Annotated in this window: 14 protein-coding genes and 1 pseudogene; 8 read left to right on the forward strand and 7 right to left on the reverse strand. The window is 68.7% G+C overall.

Features of this window, described 5'->3' with window-relative positions; translation table 11 throughout:
* Positions 1-34 precede the first annotated feature (34 nt).
* Positions 35-922, forward strand: a complete 888-nt coding sequence (locus tag ACFWPT_RS13060) for a LysR family transcriptional regulator (protein ID WP_380376349.1) — start codon at positions 35-37, stop codon at positions 920-922.
* Positions 923-964: 42 nt separating this feature from the next.
* Here the strand turns inward: ACFWPT_RS13060 and dnaE are convergent, their stop codons facing one another.
* The 4 genes from dnaE to ACFWPT_RS13080 form a co-directional block, all read right to left on the reverse strand.
* A complete protein-coding gene (gene dnaE / locus ACFWPT_RS13065) occupies positions 965-4,498 on the reverse strand; it encodes a DNA polymerase III subunit alpha (RefSeq protein WP_380481668.1) in 3,534 nt (1,177 codons plus the stop codon).
* A gap of 139 nt (positions 4,499-4,637) precedes the next feature.
* The gene (locus ACFWPT_RS13070; RefSeq protein WP_380481670.1) at positions 4,638-5,540 is read right to left on the reverse strand and encodes a hypothetical protein; all 903 of its coding nucleotides are present in this window, start codon (positions 5,538-5,540) and stop codon (positions 4,638-4,640) included.
* 174 nt (positions 5,541-5,714) lie between these two features.
* Positions 5,715-5,981 (reverse strand): hypothetical protein, encoded by a 267-nt coding sequence (locus ACFWPT_RS13075; protein ID WP_159398403.1) that lies wholly within the window; start codon positions 5,979-5,981, stop codon positions 5,715-5,717.
* On the reverse strand, positions 5,981-6,340 hold the full coding sequence (locus tag ACFWPT_RS13080; RefSeq protein WP_380481672.1) for an ATP-binding protein: 360 nt from the start codon (positions 6,338-6,340) through the stop codon (positions 5,981-5,983). The genes ACFWPT_RS13075 and ACFWPT_RS13080 overlap by 1 nt, the downstream gene beginning before the upstream one ends.
* A 159-nt stretch (positions 6,341-6,499) precedes the next feature.
* Between ACFWPT_RS13080 and ACFWPT_RS13085 the strand changes: the two genes are divergently transcribed.
* From ACFWPT_RS13085 to ACFWPT_RS13100, 4 genes are all read left to right on the forward strand, one after another.
* Positions 6,500-7,423, forward strand: coding sequence for a helix-turn-helix domain-containing protein (locus ACFWPT_RS13085; protein ID WP_380481674.1), 924 nt, complete (start codon positions 6,500-6,502; stop codon positions 7,421-7,423).
* Positions 7,416-7,607: a DUF397 domain-containing protein gene (locus ACFWPT_RS13090; protein WP_380481676.1), complete on the forward strand. Its 192-nt coding sequence runs from the start codon at positions 7,416-7,418 to the stop codon at positions 7,605-7,607. The genes ACFWPT_RS13085 and ACFWPT_RS13090 overlap by 8 nt, the downstream gene beginning before the upstream one ends.
* 525 nt (positions 7,608-8,132) lie before the next feature.
* On the forward strand, positions 8,133-8,681 hold the full coding sequence (locus tag ACFWPT_RS13095) for a YceI family protein (RefSeq protein WP_380376330.1): 549 nt from the start codon (positions 8,133-8,135) through the stop codon (positions 8,679-8,681).
* 537 nt (positions 8,682-9,218) lie between these two features.
* Positions 9,219-9,581, forward strand: a complete 363-nt coding sequence (locus tag ACFWPT_RS13100; protein WP_380481678.1) for a peptidase inhibitor family I36 protein — start codon at positions 9,219-9,221, stop codon at positions 9,579-9,581.
* A gap of 12 nt (positions 9,582-9,593) precedes the next feature.
* Here the strand turns inward: ACFWPT_RS13100 and ACFWPT_RS13105 are convergent.
* Positions 9,594-9,803 (reverse strand): annotated as a pseudogene (locus ACFWPT_RS13105) (IS630 family transposase); the annotation flags it as partial.
* Positions 9,804-9,850: 47 nt separating this feature from the next.
* Between ACFWPT_RS13105 and ACFWPT_RS13110 the strand changes: the two are divergent.
* Positions 9,851-10,033, forward strand: coding sequence for a DUF397 domain-containing protein (locus ACFWPT_RS13110; RefSeq protein WP_380481680.1), 183 nt, complete (start codon positions 9,851-9,853; stop codon positions 10,031-10,033).
* Between the two features lie 261 nt (positions 10,034-10,294).
* Positions 10,295-11,515, forward strand: coding sequence for an alpha/beta hydrolase family protein (locus ACFWPT_RS13115; RefSeq protein WP_380481682.1), 1,221 nt, complete (start codon positions 10,295-10,297; stop codon positions 11,513-11,515).
* Positions 11,516-11,839: 324 nt separating this feature from the next.
* On the opposite strand, the gene ACFWPT_RS13120 is transcribed toward ACFWPT_RS13115, so the two are convergent.
* Positions 11,840-12,247: a winged helix-turn-helix transcriptional regulator gene (locus tag ACFWPT_RS13120; protein WP_380481684.1), complete on the reverse strand. Its 408-nt coding sequence runs from the start codon at positions 12,245-12,247 to the stop codon at positions 11,840-11,842.
* 92 nt (positions 12,248-12,339) lie between these two features.
* On the opposite strand from ACFWPT_RS13120, the gene ACFWPT_RS13125 reads away from it, so the two are divergent.
* Complete coding sequence (locus ACFWPT_RS13125; protein WP_380481686.1) at positions 12,340-13,089, forward strand: SDR family NAD(P)-dependent oxidoreductase; 750 nt, start codon at positions 12,340-12,342, stop codon at positions 13,087-13,089.
* Positions 13,090-13,412: 323 nt separating this feature from the next.
* Here ACFWPT_RS13125 and ACFWPT_RS13130 read toward each other — a convergent pair whose 3' ends face one another.
* The gene (locus tag ACFWPT_RS13130) at positions 13,413-14,561 is read right to left on the reverse strand and encodes a serine hydrolase (RefSeq protein ID WP_063347206.1); all 1,149 of its coding nucleotides are present in this window, start codon (positions 14,559-14,561) and stop codon (positions 13,413-13,415) included.
* Between the last annotated feature and the right edge of the window lie 157 nt (positions 14,562-14,718).

Raw genomic sequence — 14,718 nt, forward strand, 5'->3', positions numbered from 1 at the left:
TTCACATTCGTGATGCTTCTCGTAAGCTGAGCCGATGCTCGACGTCCGACGCCTGCGCCTGCTGCGCGAACTCGCCCACCTCGGCACCATCGCCGCCGTCGCCGAGGCGCTCTCCTTCAGCCCTTCGGCGGTGTCCCAGCAGCTGTCCGTCCTGGAGAAGGAGGCGGGCGTCCCGCTGCTGGAGCGCACCGGGCGGCGGGTCGCGCTCACTCCGGCCGGGCGCAACCTCGTCCGGCACGCCGAGGCGGTGCTCGCCCTGCTGGAGCAGGCGGGCGCCGAACTCGCCCACGCCCGGCGGGGCTTGGCCGGCCCGCTGCGGATCGGCACCTATCCGTCGGCGGCCCGCGCGATCATCCCGGCGGTGCTGGGCGAGCTGGCCGCCTGGCATCCGGGCCTGGAGCCGATGGTGACGGAGGTGGATCCGGCGGGCGTCGCGGCGGCGCTGCGCGCGGGCGAGCTGGACGTCGCGCTGGTCCACGAGTACGACCTCGTCCCGGCCGATCCGGAGCCGGGCCTGGCGGTGACCCGTCCGGTGTTCACCGAGCCGATGTACCTGGCGGCCCGCGCCCCGGGTACGGTCGCCGAGCAGCGCGGCGCGCCGTGGATCATGGCCCCGCCGGGCACGCTCTGCCACAGCATGGCCGTCCGGGCCTGCGAGGCCGCCGGGTTCGCGCCCCGGATCCGGCACCAGATCGACGACTTCGCGACCGTCCTGGCCCTGGTCGCGGCCGGCCAGGGCGTGGCCCTGGTCCCGCAGCTGGGCGCCGCGCAGCCCCCGCCCGGCGTGGTCCTCACCCGGCTGCCGATGTACCGCCGCACCCGGGCCGCCTTCCGCGCGGGCGCCGGCTCCCACCCGGCCATCTCGGCCTTCGTCTCCGCCCTGCACACGGCCGTCCCCCCGGGCCTGGGCGGGCACGACTGATCCCCCGCGCCTCGCTAAGAGGCACGGGGGATCAGGCGCACGTCAGCCCGCCAGGCAGCTCGGCCCGAGCAGCTGCTTGAGGTCCCCGAACAGCGCCGGGTCCGACTTCACCCGGTGCCGGTCCAGCCGCAGCACGGTCGTCTTGTTGCGGCTCTCCAGCCGCACCCGGACCTCCGTGGTGCCCCGGTGGCTGCCCAGCACCTCGCCGAGCCGGGCGATCAGCGGCGGGGTGATCTTCACGCTCGGGATGTTGATGATGATCGGCGCCTCGGCGTGCGCGTTCGACAGGTCCGGGACGGTCAGCTCCATCCCCATCAGTCGCGGCACGTCCTCCCGCTTGTCCAGCTTGCCGCGCACGAACACCACGGTGTCCTCGACGAGTTGGGCCGAGACCAGCTGGTAGCTGGCGGGGAAGAACATGCAGTCGATCGAGCCCGCGAGGTCCTCGACGGTCGCGATCGCCCAGGCGTTGCCCTGCTTGGTCATCTTGCGTTGGAGGCCCGAGATGATGCCGCCGATGGTGACGATGGTGCCGTCGGGCCGTTCGGCGAGGTCGGCCACCGCGCAGTCCGCCTTGTCGGCGAGCACGTGCTCGATGCCGTGCAGCGGGTGCGAGGAGACGTACAGGCCGAGCATCTCGCGCTCCTGGGTGAGCAGGAAGGACTTCTCCCACTCCTCCTCGGAGAAGACGACGTCGAGGCCGAAGCTGGGCTCGTCGGAGACGGCGTCCCCGCCGAACAGGTCGAACTGGCCCTCGGCCTCCTTGCGCTTGACCCCGACGACGTTGTCGATCATCGGCTCGAACTGCGCGCTGAGGCCCTTGCGGGTGTGCCCGAGCGAGTCGAAGGAGCCCGCCTTGATCAGCGATTCGACGGTCCGCTTGTTGCAGACCACCGACTCCACCTTGTCGAGGAAGTCCGGGAAGGAGCTGAACTTCCCCTTCGCCTTGCGGGTGCGGATCATCGAGTCGACGACGGGGCCGCCGACGTTGCGGATCGCGGTGAGGCCGAACCGGACGAGCGTGTCACCGTGCGGGGTGAAGTCCGAGTCCGACTCGTTGACGTCCGGCGGCAGCACCTGGATGCCCATCTTGCGGCACTCGTTGAGGTAGATCGCCGACTTGTCCTTGTCGTCCTTGACGGACGTCAGCAGGCCGGACATGTACTCGGCCGGGAAGTTCGCCTTGAGGTAGGCCGTCCAGTACGAGACCAGCCCGTACCCGGCGGTGTGCGCCTTGTTGAACGCGTAGCCGGAGAAGGGGACCAGGACGTCCCACACCGCCTGGATCGCCGCGTCCGAGTAGCCGTGGTCCCGGCAGCCCTTCTGGAAGGGCACGAACTCGGCCTCCAGGATCTCCTTCTTCTTCTTGCCCATGGCCCGGCGCAGCAGGTCGGCCTGGCCGAGCGAGTAGCCGGCGAGGATCTGGGCGGCCTTCTGCACCTGCTCCTGGTAGACGATCAGGCCGTACGTCGGCTTGAGGATCTCCTCCAGGGGCTTCTCCAGCTCCGGGTGGATCGGGGTGATCTCCTGCTGGCCGTTCTTGCGCAGCGCGTAGTTGGTGTGCGAGTTGACGCCCATCGGGCCCGGTCGGTACAGCGCGAGGACGGCGGAGATGTCTTCGAAGTTGTCGGGCTTCATCAGCCGCAGCAGCGAGCGCATGGGGCCGCCGTCGAGCTGGAAGACGCCGAGCGTGTCGCCGCGTGCCAGCAGTTCGTAGGTCGGCTTGTCGTCCAGGGGCAGATCAAGCAGGTTGATCTTGATGCCCTTGTTCTTCTCGATCGCCTTGACGGCGTCGTCCATGATCGTCAGGTTGCGCAGGCCGAGGAAGTCCATCTTGAGAAGGCCGAGGCCCTCGCAGGTGGGGTAGTCGAACTGCGTGATGGTGACGCCGTCGGTGTGCCGGGTCCAGACCGGGATGTGGTCGGTCAGCGGCTCGGCGGACATGATGACGCCGGCCGCGTGCACGCCGGGCTGGCGGATCAGGCCCTCGATGCCGCGCGCGGTGTCGATGACCTTCTTCACGTCCGGGTCGCTCTCGTACAGGCCCCGGATCTCGCCGGCCTCGCTGTAGCGCGGGTGGCTGTTGTCCGTGATGCCGGACAGCGGGATGCCCTTGCCCATCACGTCCGGCGGCATCGCCTTGGTGATCCGGTCGCCCATCGCGTACGGGTAGCCGAGGACGCGCGAGGAGTCCTTGATGGCGGCCTTCGCCTTGATGGTGCCGTACGTGACGATCATGGCGACCTTGTCGGATCCCCACTTCTCGGTCACGTACCGGATCACGTCACCGCGCCGGCGCTCGTCGAAGTCGATGTCGACATCGGGCATGGAGATGCGCTCGGGGTTGAGGAAGCGCTCGAAGATCAGGCCGTGCGGGATGGGGTCGAGGTCGGTGATGCCCATCGCGTACGCGACCAGCGAGCCGGCCGCCGAACCACGGCCGGGGCCCACCGCGATGCCCTGCTCCTTGGCCCACATGATGAAGTCGGCGACCACGAGGAAGTACGCCGGGAACCCCATCTGGATGATGGTGTCCATCTCGTACTCGGCGAGCTTCTTGTGCTCCTCGTCGTACCCGCCCGGGAAGCGCCAGTCCATGCCCTTCCACACCTGGGACTTGAAGAAGTCCGCCTCGGACTCGAAGCCCTCCGGGATCGGGAAGCGCGGCATGAGGTTGCGGAACTTGAACATGCCCTCGGTGTCGACCCGGGAGGCGACGAGGAGCTGGCTGTTGCGGCAGCCCTCCTGCCAGGCGTCCGAGGAGTCCAGGGCGTACATCTCGGCGGCCGACTTGATGTAGTAGCCGGTGCCGTCGAAGCGGAAGCGGTCCGGGTCCGAGAGGTTCTTGCCGGTCTGCACGCAGAGCAGCAGGTCGTGCGCCCCGGCGTCGGCCTCGGTGGTGTAGTGCGAGTCGTTGGTGACGACCGGGGGGATGTTCAGCTTCTTGCTGATCTCCAGCAGCCCGTCGCGGACCCGCTTCTCGATGTCGAGGCCGTGGTCCATCAGCTCCAGGAAGTAGTTCTCCTTGCCGAAGATGTCCTGGTAGTCGGCGGCCGACTTCACCGCCTCGTCGAACTGGCCCAGGCGCAGCCGGGTCTGCACCTCGCCGGACGGGCAGCCGGTGGTGGCCATCAGGCCGCCGGACAGGTCGGAGATCAGCTCCTTGTCCATCCGGGGCCACTTCACCAGCCAGCCCTCGGCGTACGAGCGCGAGGTCAGCTTGAAGAGGTTGTGCAGGCCCTCCTTGTTACGGGCCCAGATGGTCTTGTGGGTGTACGCGCCGGAGGCGGAGACGTCGTCCCGCTTCTGGTGCGGCTGGCCCCACAGGATGCGCTTGGTGTTGGAGCGGGACTCCGGCGCGACGTACGCCTCGATGCCGATCACCGGGGTGATCCCGGCCGCGGTCGCCTGCTTGTGGAACTCGGCGGCGCCGTACATGTTCCCGTGGTCGGTCATCGCGACGTGGGTCTGGCCCAGCCGCTCGACCTCCTTGAACATCTGCTTCAGCCGGGCGGCACCGTCCAGCATCGAGTACTCGGTGTGGACGTGCAGATGCGCGAACGGCTGATCGCTCAAGGCGGGGCCTCCGGAGGCGAGTGCGGGTCTGGTGGGCCGGCGAACGCGCAGGTACGCGCAGGTCACGGAAGGTGCCTGGAAACGGATGTGGCCCGGACCACCTCGTGGGGTCCGGACCATCACTCACACGTTCACCCGTCTACTCTAGCTCCCCTTCGGAGTCGGCTCCCTCCGGCTCGGAGCCTCCCGAGCTCAGCCCGGCGAGTCGCGCCCCGGCGGCCTCGCGGACCTCCGCCTGCTCCATCGGATCGTCCCGCAGGTGGGCGAGGCGTTCCCGGACGTGGGGGCGGTCGGGGGCGTGCGCGACGGCCGGCAGGCGGGCGCCGGCCTCGCAGTCCCAGAGGCACTCGGTGTACACCTCGGCCAGCCCGACGGGGGCGACGGCGGCCAGTGCCTCCAGGTAGGCGGGGCGCTCGGAGGAGTGCGGCGTCCACAGCCAGAAGCGGCGCAGCAGCGACGCGGCCCCGGCGGCTTCGGGGCCGAACCGGGCCAGGCCCCGGGCGGTGTGCATCGGGCCACACCACTCCTGGGCCGCCCACTGCCGCTCCAGCTCGGCCGTCGCCGTGGGCAGATCGCTCGCGCCGCCGTGCTCCGGCAGCAGGGCGCGCGGGCTCGCACTGTCCTGCTCGGGGACGGGGTCCATCGAGCCGCGGGGGCCACGCCGCTGGCGTACGTCCTGCCCAGCCACCCGGTGCTCGCCCTCTCGGACGTGGGTACGGAGTGCTTCCCGGGCCTCGGCGGAGTCGGCGAGTGCGAGCAGCTCCAGGACTCCGGTGGCCCGCAGGCAGGTGTCCTCGTCCCCGGTCAGCAGGTCGACGATCGGTCCGACCGGCAGTTCCAGGTCCCGGACGAGCCGCGCCAGGTAGAGGTGCCGGTCGTCCACCTGTCGGTTCCAGCGCCAGTCCCAGCGGATGCACCCGTAGACCAGGTCGGCGGCTGCCGCCGGGTCCTCCGCCGCCATCTGCGCGCCCAGGCCCCGGCCGCGCTGCAACAGCCCGGGCAGGGTGCCTGCCGGGGCGTACTCGTATCTCCGCTGTGCCACGTGCCCAATCGTCCCTTAGCCCCCGACGGCTGGGCGGCGGGGGCTGGGGAGGTGGGGGTGAGGGGGCTGGGGGTTAGGTGTCCTCGTCGGGCGGGGTCGCGCGGAGGGCGGTGATGACGCCCAGGGCGACGGTGGCGATCGCGAGCGCGAGGAGGACGGCGAAGGCGGTGGCGATCAGGAAACGCACGAGTCGTCGCCTCGCTCGGCGGCGAGGAGGAGGGAGAGGAGGTTGAGGAGAGTGGAGGCGGGGGCGGCGTTGAAGCGGACGAGGATGCGGCCGTCGATGGTCTTGTCGGTGGTGGCCGAGGGCCAGATCAGGCCGAACCTCCGGCCACGTTCCTGGACTTCGGCGAGGAGCGTGTGGATGTGGTCGTCGGTGTAGTGCCGGATCCGGGGGTCGGTCGGCAGCATGGGGCGACGGCGCGGGAGCGGGAAGGACATCAGGCGGCGTCCAGCTCGAACCAGACCATTTTGCCGCGTTCCTGGGGATCCACGCCCCAGCGGTGGGTGAGGCCTTCGATGAGCTGGAGGCCCCGGCCGGACTGGGCGAGGGGCGCCGGCTGTTGCTTTTCCGGGAGGACCGGGCTCTCGTCACTGACGGACACCCGGAGGGTGGGGCCGACGGCGAGGATGAGGACGAGCGGCGCGGGGGTGCCGCCGTGCCGCCAGGCGTTCACGAGCAGTTCCACGAGCGCGAGTTCGGCATCGTCGGTGACCGAGGGCAGGTACCCGCAACGACCCATCGCGTCCCGGAGGGACTGGCGGGCGATGGCGAGGGAGGGCGTGTTGAGGTGGCGCATGGGAGTTCTCCCGAGGCGTGATGGTGAGGGAGGAAGCGACGGACACGCAGGCCAGCAAGCATTACTGACGAACCGTCGGATCGCTGTGTCATCGACCATAGTGCAGCTGAGTATCCAAATTTCTACAGTTTCGGGAAGTTCCCCCTATGGTGGTAACTGGTGGACCAGCGCTCGAAAGGCGCGGCACACTTGGCCGGACTGCACCTTCGGAAGGAACCCATGCCTCCACGCTCCAACCCGACACTCCGCCAGCGCAGGCTTGGCACCGAGCTACGGAGGATGCGCGAGCAGGCTGGCTACGGCGGCTCGGAGCTCGGCCGTATCGTTGGCATGAGTCCAGCCCAGGTAACCCAGATGGAATCCGGACGGATCGGCATCAGTGTCGACCGTCTCCGCACCATCGCCGCCGCCTGTAACTGCGCCAATCGCCCGCTGATCGACGCTCTCGCCGAAATAATCACGGAGCGCGGGAGAGGCTGGTGGGAGGAGTACCGCGAGGTCCTGACAACAGACTTCATCGAGGTCGCGGAAATCGAAAGCTACTCGACCGCGCTCGCCACCTGTACGACGACCTACATCCCCGGCTTGTTGCAGACCGGCGCCTACGCCTCCGCGGTCTTCACGCGCGTCTATCCCCCGCTGTCCCGCCCGGACATCGACGTCCGAACCGCCTTCCGGGTGCAGCGACAGCAGATCGTCCGCTCGGGCAAGACTCCACTTCAGGCATTCATCCACGAAGCAGCGCTGCGGATGCAGTTCGGCGGACCCAAGGTGCTCTCCGAGCAGTTGGACGCGCTCGTCGAAGACTCCAAGCACAGCGGGATCTCAATCCGCGTAGTGCCCTTCGCTATGGCCACCTTCCCGGGCGCCTCCGAGAACCTCACGTTCGCGAAGGGCCCCGTCCCCGAGTTGGATACCGTCCAGATGGATGTCGCTCAAGGCGTCCTGTTCTTCGAGTCCCCGGCAGACCTGGCCAAACATCGGGCGATCTTCGATCGCATGGACTCCCTTGCACTCTCCGAGGAGAAGTCGCGGGACCTCATCAAATCAATCGAGAAGGAAGTGGAAGACAGCTATGCCTGAGTCGAAGTGGCAGAAATCCAGCTACAGCGGCGCGACCAATGAGTGCGTCGAGGTCCGCACGGTCGACGGAACGGTCGAACTCCGCGAGTCCGACCAAGGCCACCTCATCATCCCCACCACCCCCGCCCACTTCGCCGCCTTCCTCCAGGCCGCCAAAGCCGGCGAGTTCGACCACCACGCCTAGTACTGCAACCGCATCTGCGTGACGGATGTGGTGTTGGGCTCGTTGGTATGTCTGTGTGCTGATGAGCTGATGGTCGAACAGGTCGAGTCGCCCCTCGGGTAGGACGATTTGCAACTCGGGACTCGGCGCCCCGCAGTGCGGCGGGACGCCGAGCGGGTCCTATCGAATCTCCCTACCCGGAGCTGGAGTCGGTGGCCTATTCGCGGCCGCTTCGAGACGGCCTCGGGGTGCCGACGGTGGCACCTCCATCGCCGGCTCCGAGCGACGGGTCGCCGCAACTGACCGTGATGGACTGCACCGATCTCCAAATCGCCAGGCAACTGCGCATCAACGCAAGTAGGGTGGAGCAGCGCCTGACACGCGTGTACCGGAACTCGACGTCAAACGCCGAAGAGACCTTCCCGTGGGCCTGCGCAACGACGGAACCACGACCGGGCGGACAGGCCCCGGAGGCCTCTGACACGGAGCACTCCCAGCCGTCCTCGTCCCCACCGCGGAACCGACTGCCCCTGCCTAAGGATTCATGTGCCGCACACCTCGGACGACCGACCGACCACCCTTGCAGTCGGCACCTACACCATCGACGCCGGACGCAGCACGATCGCCTTCACCACGCGCCACTTCTTCGGCCTGGGCGCCGTGCGCGGAACGTTCGGCCTTACCTCGGGGCAGGTGCACGTCGCCGCCGAGCCCACGCAGTCGTCGGCCACGGCTGTCATCGATGCCGACAGCTTCTCGACCGACAGCGGTACCCGCGACAGGGTCGTGCGCTCACCCAAGTACCTGGGCACAGCCGCACACCCCCACATGGCCTTCGCCTCGAACGCCGTCCAGTCCACGGACACCGGGTACGTCCTGCGCGGAGAGCTGACCGTCAAAGCCACCACGCGGCCCATCGAACTTACCGTCGAGCAGCCGGAATTCACAGCCGATGGAATCCGGTTCCGCGCCACCACCAGAATCGACAGGTACGCATTCGGTATTACCGTCGACAAAGGCATGACCGCCCGTCACCTCACCCTTTCCCTCGACATTCTCGCCGTGCCCGCCGTAGGCGGCATCCCCGGCGACTAGTACTGCAACCGCATCTGGGGGTTGTGGCCTCGGTGTTTGCAGTGGGAGCGGCGGGCTCGGGCCTGGCTGCGTCGGCGGAAGCGTGACCAGCGCAGATGGTGCTCGCTGGCGTGGTGGCGGGGTGTGACGATGAGGTGGCCTGCCGAAACGGTGCGCGAAGCGGGCATGGAAGCCCACTATCACCTCGGACCACGACTCGACCTGCTCAACCGTCAGCTCGTCAGCACACAGTCATACCAACGACGCCGAACGCCAGCGGTAACGACAGATGCGGTCGCAGTACTAGACACACCACGGCGCAGGAAGTCTGCCAGCCCGACTTCCTGCGCCGCGCAGTGTTCGCTCTGTTCGAGCGGTAAGCGGGCAAGGTGACTCACGCCGGCTGGCCAGCGGCATCTGCTTCCACCATCCAGGCTGCTCCTGTTTCCGGCGGCCGGTGATCGGCGTGTTCTGTACGTGTCGTGGATGTTCGCGAGGGGGATGCACGGAGTGATCGACTCCGCACCGTGCGGAGTCGGCTCGATCGAGGGGTCTCCCATGCGTATCGCCTCCACTGCACGACGGTTCCTGATCGCGGGGGTGGGGGCCGCCGCCGCCCTGGCCCTGACGGCCGCGGCCCCGGCGCCCAGCACGGTCAAGGCGAGCGGGCCTGATGACTGCTACTCGGGCTGGGTGTGTTTCTGGCCGGAGGCCAACTTCGGCGGGACCATGGACGCCTACCAGAACCCGAAGATCCATTCCTGCGCCGATGTGCCCGGCGGCAAGGTCCGTTCCATCGTCAACCGCGACGACCAGGACTGGGAGGTCAGCCAGAGCTGGATCTGCAACAACACCAAGAAGAAGGTGCTCTCCGGCGAAGTCAACCCGGACCTCGGCGCCGACTACTACTACTGGAAGTAAGCGAGACCGCGCCAGGACGGTGAGCTGAGCCTCGATACGGCTGAGCCACGAGCTGCTGGTCGGGGCGTGGGCAATCTCGACGTTGTCCGAGGACGCCCACGTCCCGACCTGTCGGCACCGTCTCGCCGTCAAGTGCGGGGAGCAGCTGTCACAGACGATCGCGATCCGCACCCCCGCCAGGCGGAGTGAGCGCGGGTAGCGGCAGAACTCCAGGACGCAGGAAGTCGGCCAGCCCGACTTCCTGCGCCAAACAACCGACGGGACCCCAAATGACCGACACCAACTGGCAGAAGTCCAGCTACAGCGGCGCGACCAACGAGTGCGTGGAGATCCGCGCCGCCGACGGCCTGGTCGAACTCCGCGAGTCCGACCAGGGCCACCTCACCATCCCCACCCACTTCGCCGCCTTCCTGCAAGCCGCCAAAGCCGGCGAGTTCGACCACCACGCCTAGTGCAGCGCCGCGTTGATCCTTCGGGGGTTCATGCGGCTTTGAGTGGGCTGCCGTCGTAGGTCCAGCGGTAGGGCTTGGCGTCGTGTTCGTCGTAGCCCAAGACGAAGGTGGCGCTCGACGATGCCGGCGAAGGGAACCCCGCGCCGCACGACATAATCCCGGCGGATGACTCCGGTACCTCGCGGAGGCTACGAACGACACCAGAATGTCTACATCCATGGGCTGATTCGATACGGAGCTGCGGAACCTAGCGTCGATCCCATGAAACGCAATCGCCGTATCAGCGCTGTCGCGGTGTTGGCGCTCGCCGCCCTCGTCACCGGAACCGGCGCCGGGTTCGCCGCCACGACCACACCGGTGGCCACACCATCGGCCACACCGGTGGCCACGCACGCGTTAGACACCGCACCGGCCACGGCCACCGCGCCCACGCGGTCCTTCCAAGGCGCGCTCCCCGCGCCGACCGGCCCCTACGCCGCCGGCGAGGACGTCATCCACCTCACCGACGAGAGCCGTCCCGACCCGTGGGTGCCGTCATCCGGCCCCCGCCAACTGACCGTCACGATGGTCTACCCGGCCGTCCCCGGGACCGGGACTCCGGCCCCTTACATGAGCCTCGCCGAGGCAGCCGGAGTCATCCAGCGGCGGAAGTTGCCGGCGAGCTACGGCGTCACCGCACAGAACCTTTCCGGCGTCACCACTCACGCCTTCGACGGCGCGCGGCCGCAGCGCGGCAAGCATCCGCTGGTGGTCCTCTCACCCGCGTACGAGGACCCGCGCATGACGCTCACCTCGCTCGCGACCGACCTGGCCAGTCACGGCTACGTCGTCGCGCTCGTCGGCCACACCTACGAGGACAGCGGCGAGACGCTGGCGAACGGCCAGACGCCGCCGTGCGCGATCTGCGATGACCCGAAGACGCTCGACTTCGACTCCGTCGCCGCCAGCCGCGCGCTGGACGTGTCCTTCGTGATCGACCGGTTGACGCACGGCAATACCGCGTGGCCCCTGGCGCACCTCATCGACAAGCACGAGATCGGCATGGCCGGGCACTCCCTCGGCGGAGCGGCGACCGCCGCCACGATGATCGCCGACCCGCGAGTACGGGCCGGAGTGAACATGGACGGCAGCTTCCACCCGGCCCCGATGCCCGGCCAGATCAACCGGCCGCTCCTCATGCTGGGTACGGCCGACTACCACTCGGTCGGCGGCCACGACACCTCGTGGGGGCAGACCTGGGCCGCCCTCGGCGGCTACAAGAAGTGGCTGACGGTCGCCGGCGCCGACCACTTCAGCTTCGCCGACCTGGACCTGCTTCTGGAGCAGGCCGGGTTCCCGACGCCGCCCCTCTCCCCGGAACGCGGGGTGGCGATCACCCGCGAGTACGTGGCAGCGTTCTTCGACCAGACGCTGAAGGGGATCCACAGTCCGCTGCTGGACGGCCCCTCGCCGAACAACCCGGAAGTGCTCTTCCAGTCCTAGTGCAGCGCCGCGTTGATCCTTCGGGGGTTCATGCGGCTTTGAGTGGGCTGCCGTCGCAGGTCCGGCAGTAGGGCTTGGCGTCGCGTTCGTCGCAGGACAGGACGAAGGTGTCGATGGCCGCGGCCAGTTCGTCGCGGGAGGCGAACTGGCCGCGGCGTCGTAGACGTCGGGTCAGGGTGGAGAAGAGCAGCTCGACTTGGTCGAGCCGGCCGGCCTGTTCGGGCGTGTGGTGGATGTTGAAGCGGGGACGGGACCTGTGCTCTCCGGCCAGGGCGGCTGGCGCTGCCGCGAGACTCCGCCGAACCGACCCATGGGACTGGCCCGTTACTCGCGCGGTGACGCCTGCTGGCTGTCGTAGTGCTCCTGGGCGGCGAGCAGCTCGCCTCCGTGCCGGCCGAACCACTGGATCAGTTCGGTCAGCGGCCCGGCCAGGCTGACACCGAGTTCCGTCAGGCTGTAGGTGACCTGGGGCGGGTTGGTGGGCGCGACCTGGCGGTCGACGAGCCCGGCCCGGGCCAGTGCCTTGAGGTTCTGCGACAGCATCTTCTGGCTGATGCCACCGACTCGTTGGTGCAGCTGGGCGAAGCGGTGCGGGCCGGCGATGAGGGCCGAGATGATCAGTGTCGCCCAGCGACTTGTCGTCTGGTCCATGATCGGCCTGAGCGCGCACTTGTTGTCGAAGGTGTCGTGGGCCAGGAGCCGGGCGGCTGTCGCGACCTGCCGAGTTTCCATCACAGCAGGAGCTTACAAAAAAGTAGGTACTTCCCAGTAGTAACTGGCTTTCCTACGGTGACCTCGTAAGCACCAACGTTCGAGGAGCCACTGTGAGCAGCAGCAACGCGCGTACGGCGATCGTCACGGGCGCATCGAAGGGCCTGGGCGCGGGGATCGCCAAGGCGCTGGCCGGGACCGGCGCAGCCGTCGTGGTGAACTACCGGGAGGATGCGAAGGGCGCCGAGCGGGTCGTCGCGGGCATCACCGCCGAGGGCGGCCGGGCGATCGCGGTCCGGGCCGACGTGGCCCGCAACGACGAAGTGCGCCATCTGTTCGATCGGGCGCGCGAGGAGTACGGACCGGTCGACGTGCTCGTCAACAACGCGGCCGTCGCCGCCTTCGCGCCGCTGTCGGGCATCACCGAAGAGGAGTTCCAGCGCGAGATGACCACGAACGTCCTGGGCACGATCCTCACTACGCAGGCCCTGGCCGCGCAGGACGACATCGGCGCCGCATCGATCATCAACGTCTCGACGGCCGGCACACTTACCCACCCGCCGTACGCCTCGCTCTATGTCGCGTCCAAGAGCGCTGTCAACGCGTTCACCATCGTTGCGGCCAAGGAGCTGGGCCCGCGCGGCATCCGGGTCAACGCGATCATGCCCGGACCGTCGGACACCGAGGGCACCAGGGCCATGGGATTCCCCGGCTCGGCCCAGGAAGCACAGGCGATCGCCGGCACCCCGCTGGGCCGAACGGGCACCCCGGACGACTACGGCCCGCTGGTGGCTTTCCTGGCTTCCGACGGCGCGCGCTGGATCACCGGGGATGTCATCCTCGCTTCCGGCGGCATGCGCTGACGTCCCGTCCGTTCGGCTCCGGGCTCCGGGCTCCGTCGGCTACGAAACAACGGTGCTGGTCGCAGCCGTCAATGAGTGGCTGTGACCAGCACTTTCGAAACACGCCCTGGACACACCACAGCGCAGGAAGTCGGCCAGCCCGACTTCCTGCGCCAAACCAACGGGACCCCAGCCGGCCGACACCAACTGGCAAAAGTCCAGCTACCGCGCCCCTGGCCCATTCGAGGCCGGAAGATAGCCAACAAACCGGGGCCGCCCGGCACCGAAGTGCGCCGGGCGGCCTCGGCGCCGGGACGTCCGCGGCCCCAGCGGCCTCAGCAGCCTCAGCGGCAGAGGGCGGCTTCCACCAGGCCCTCGACGTGCTTCATGGCCGCCGGGTCGGCCGGCCGGTTCGTCACGGCGATGTTCGCCGCAGCGCTGCCGTCCTCCGTGACGCCGCCCCGGGTCTCGTAGCCCGGGAAACTGCCACCGTGGCCCCAGTAGAGCCCGCCGCCGCAGGGCAGGGGCTTGCTCACGAGGCCGAGCCCGTAAGCGGCGCCGGGGCCGAGGTAGTCGGCGGGGACGGTCTTCTTCATCTCGGCGAGCTGGGCGGGCCGGAGCAGGTCGCCGTGGAGGAGTTCGGAGAAGAACCGGTTGAGGTCGGAGTTGGTGGAGATCATCTGACCAGCTGCCCAGCCGAAGGACGGGTCCGTCTCCGTGACGTCGCCCAGCGGCGCGTCCGGGGTGTCCCGGTAGTAGCCCTTGGGGTGCGGCTCGCGGATGGTCACGTCGCCGGGGGCGGGGAAGTAGGTGTGGCGCAGGCCGATGCGCTTGACGATGCGGCGGTCGATCTCCGCCGCGAGCGGGCGGCCGGTGACCCGTTGGACGATCAGTCCGGCCACGATGTAGTTCGTGTTGCTGTACTTGGACCGGTCGCCCGGGGCGAAGTCGGCCTTGAACTTCAGTGCGGTGTCGAGGAGGTCGCGCGGCTCGTAGTAGCGGGGCGGGACATCGCCCTTGAGGTAGTCCGGGAGCCCGCTGGTGTGCTGGAGGAGCTGACGGACGGTGATCTTTCGCCCGTCGATGCCGTCCCCGCGGAGGAGGCCCGGCAGGTAGGTCTCGACGGGCCCGTCGAGGTCGATCTTCCCCTCTCCGACCAGTTGCAGCACGACCGTCGCCGTGAACGTCTTGGTGTTGCTGCCCATCCGCACCTGGCCGTCGACCGGGACCTTCGCCTTGGTGGCCAGGTCACCCACCCCGGCGGTGTAGTTGCGGGCGCGGCCGTGCCCCTTCTCGACGCTCGCCAGCGCGCCGGGAATGCCGTCGTCCCGCACCAGCGCGTCGAGGCCCTGCTGGACGATGTCCGGCTTCGGCGCCGCGAACGCCGCGGTCGGGGCCAGTACCCCCGTCGCCAGGGCACCGACGGCCATGGCGGCCACCAGGACCTTCCGGTGCCGGGACGGATGGACGGTCTGCCGCGCCTGCTTGCGCATGTGTCAACTCCGGTTGTTCGTCGAGGGAAACGGCGGATCGCGCCGTTACCCCCACCCTCTCCGGAACAAACCACCTGCGACGATGCTGCTACCCACCCGGTCTTGGGTGGGGTTATCCCCCTATGTCCGCAGGAGTGCGGGTTCACGGCAGCACGGC

Origin of the sequence: Kitasatospora sp. NPDC058478 (assembly GCF_042720345.1) — a bacterium.
Lineage (GTDB): Bacteria > Actinomycetota > Actinomycetes > Streptomycetales > Streptomycetaceae > Kitasatospora.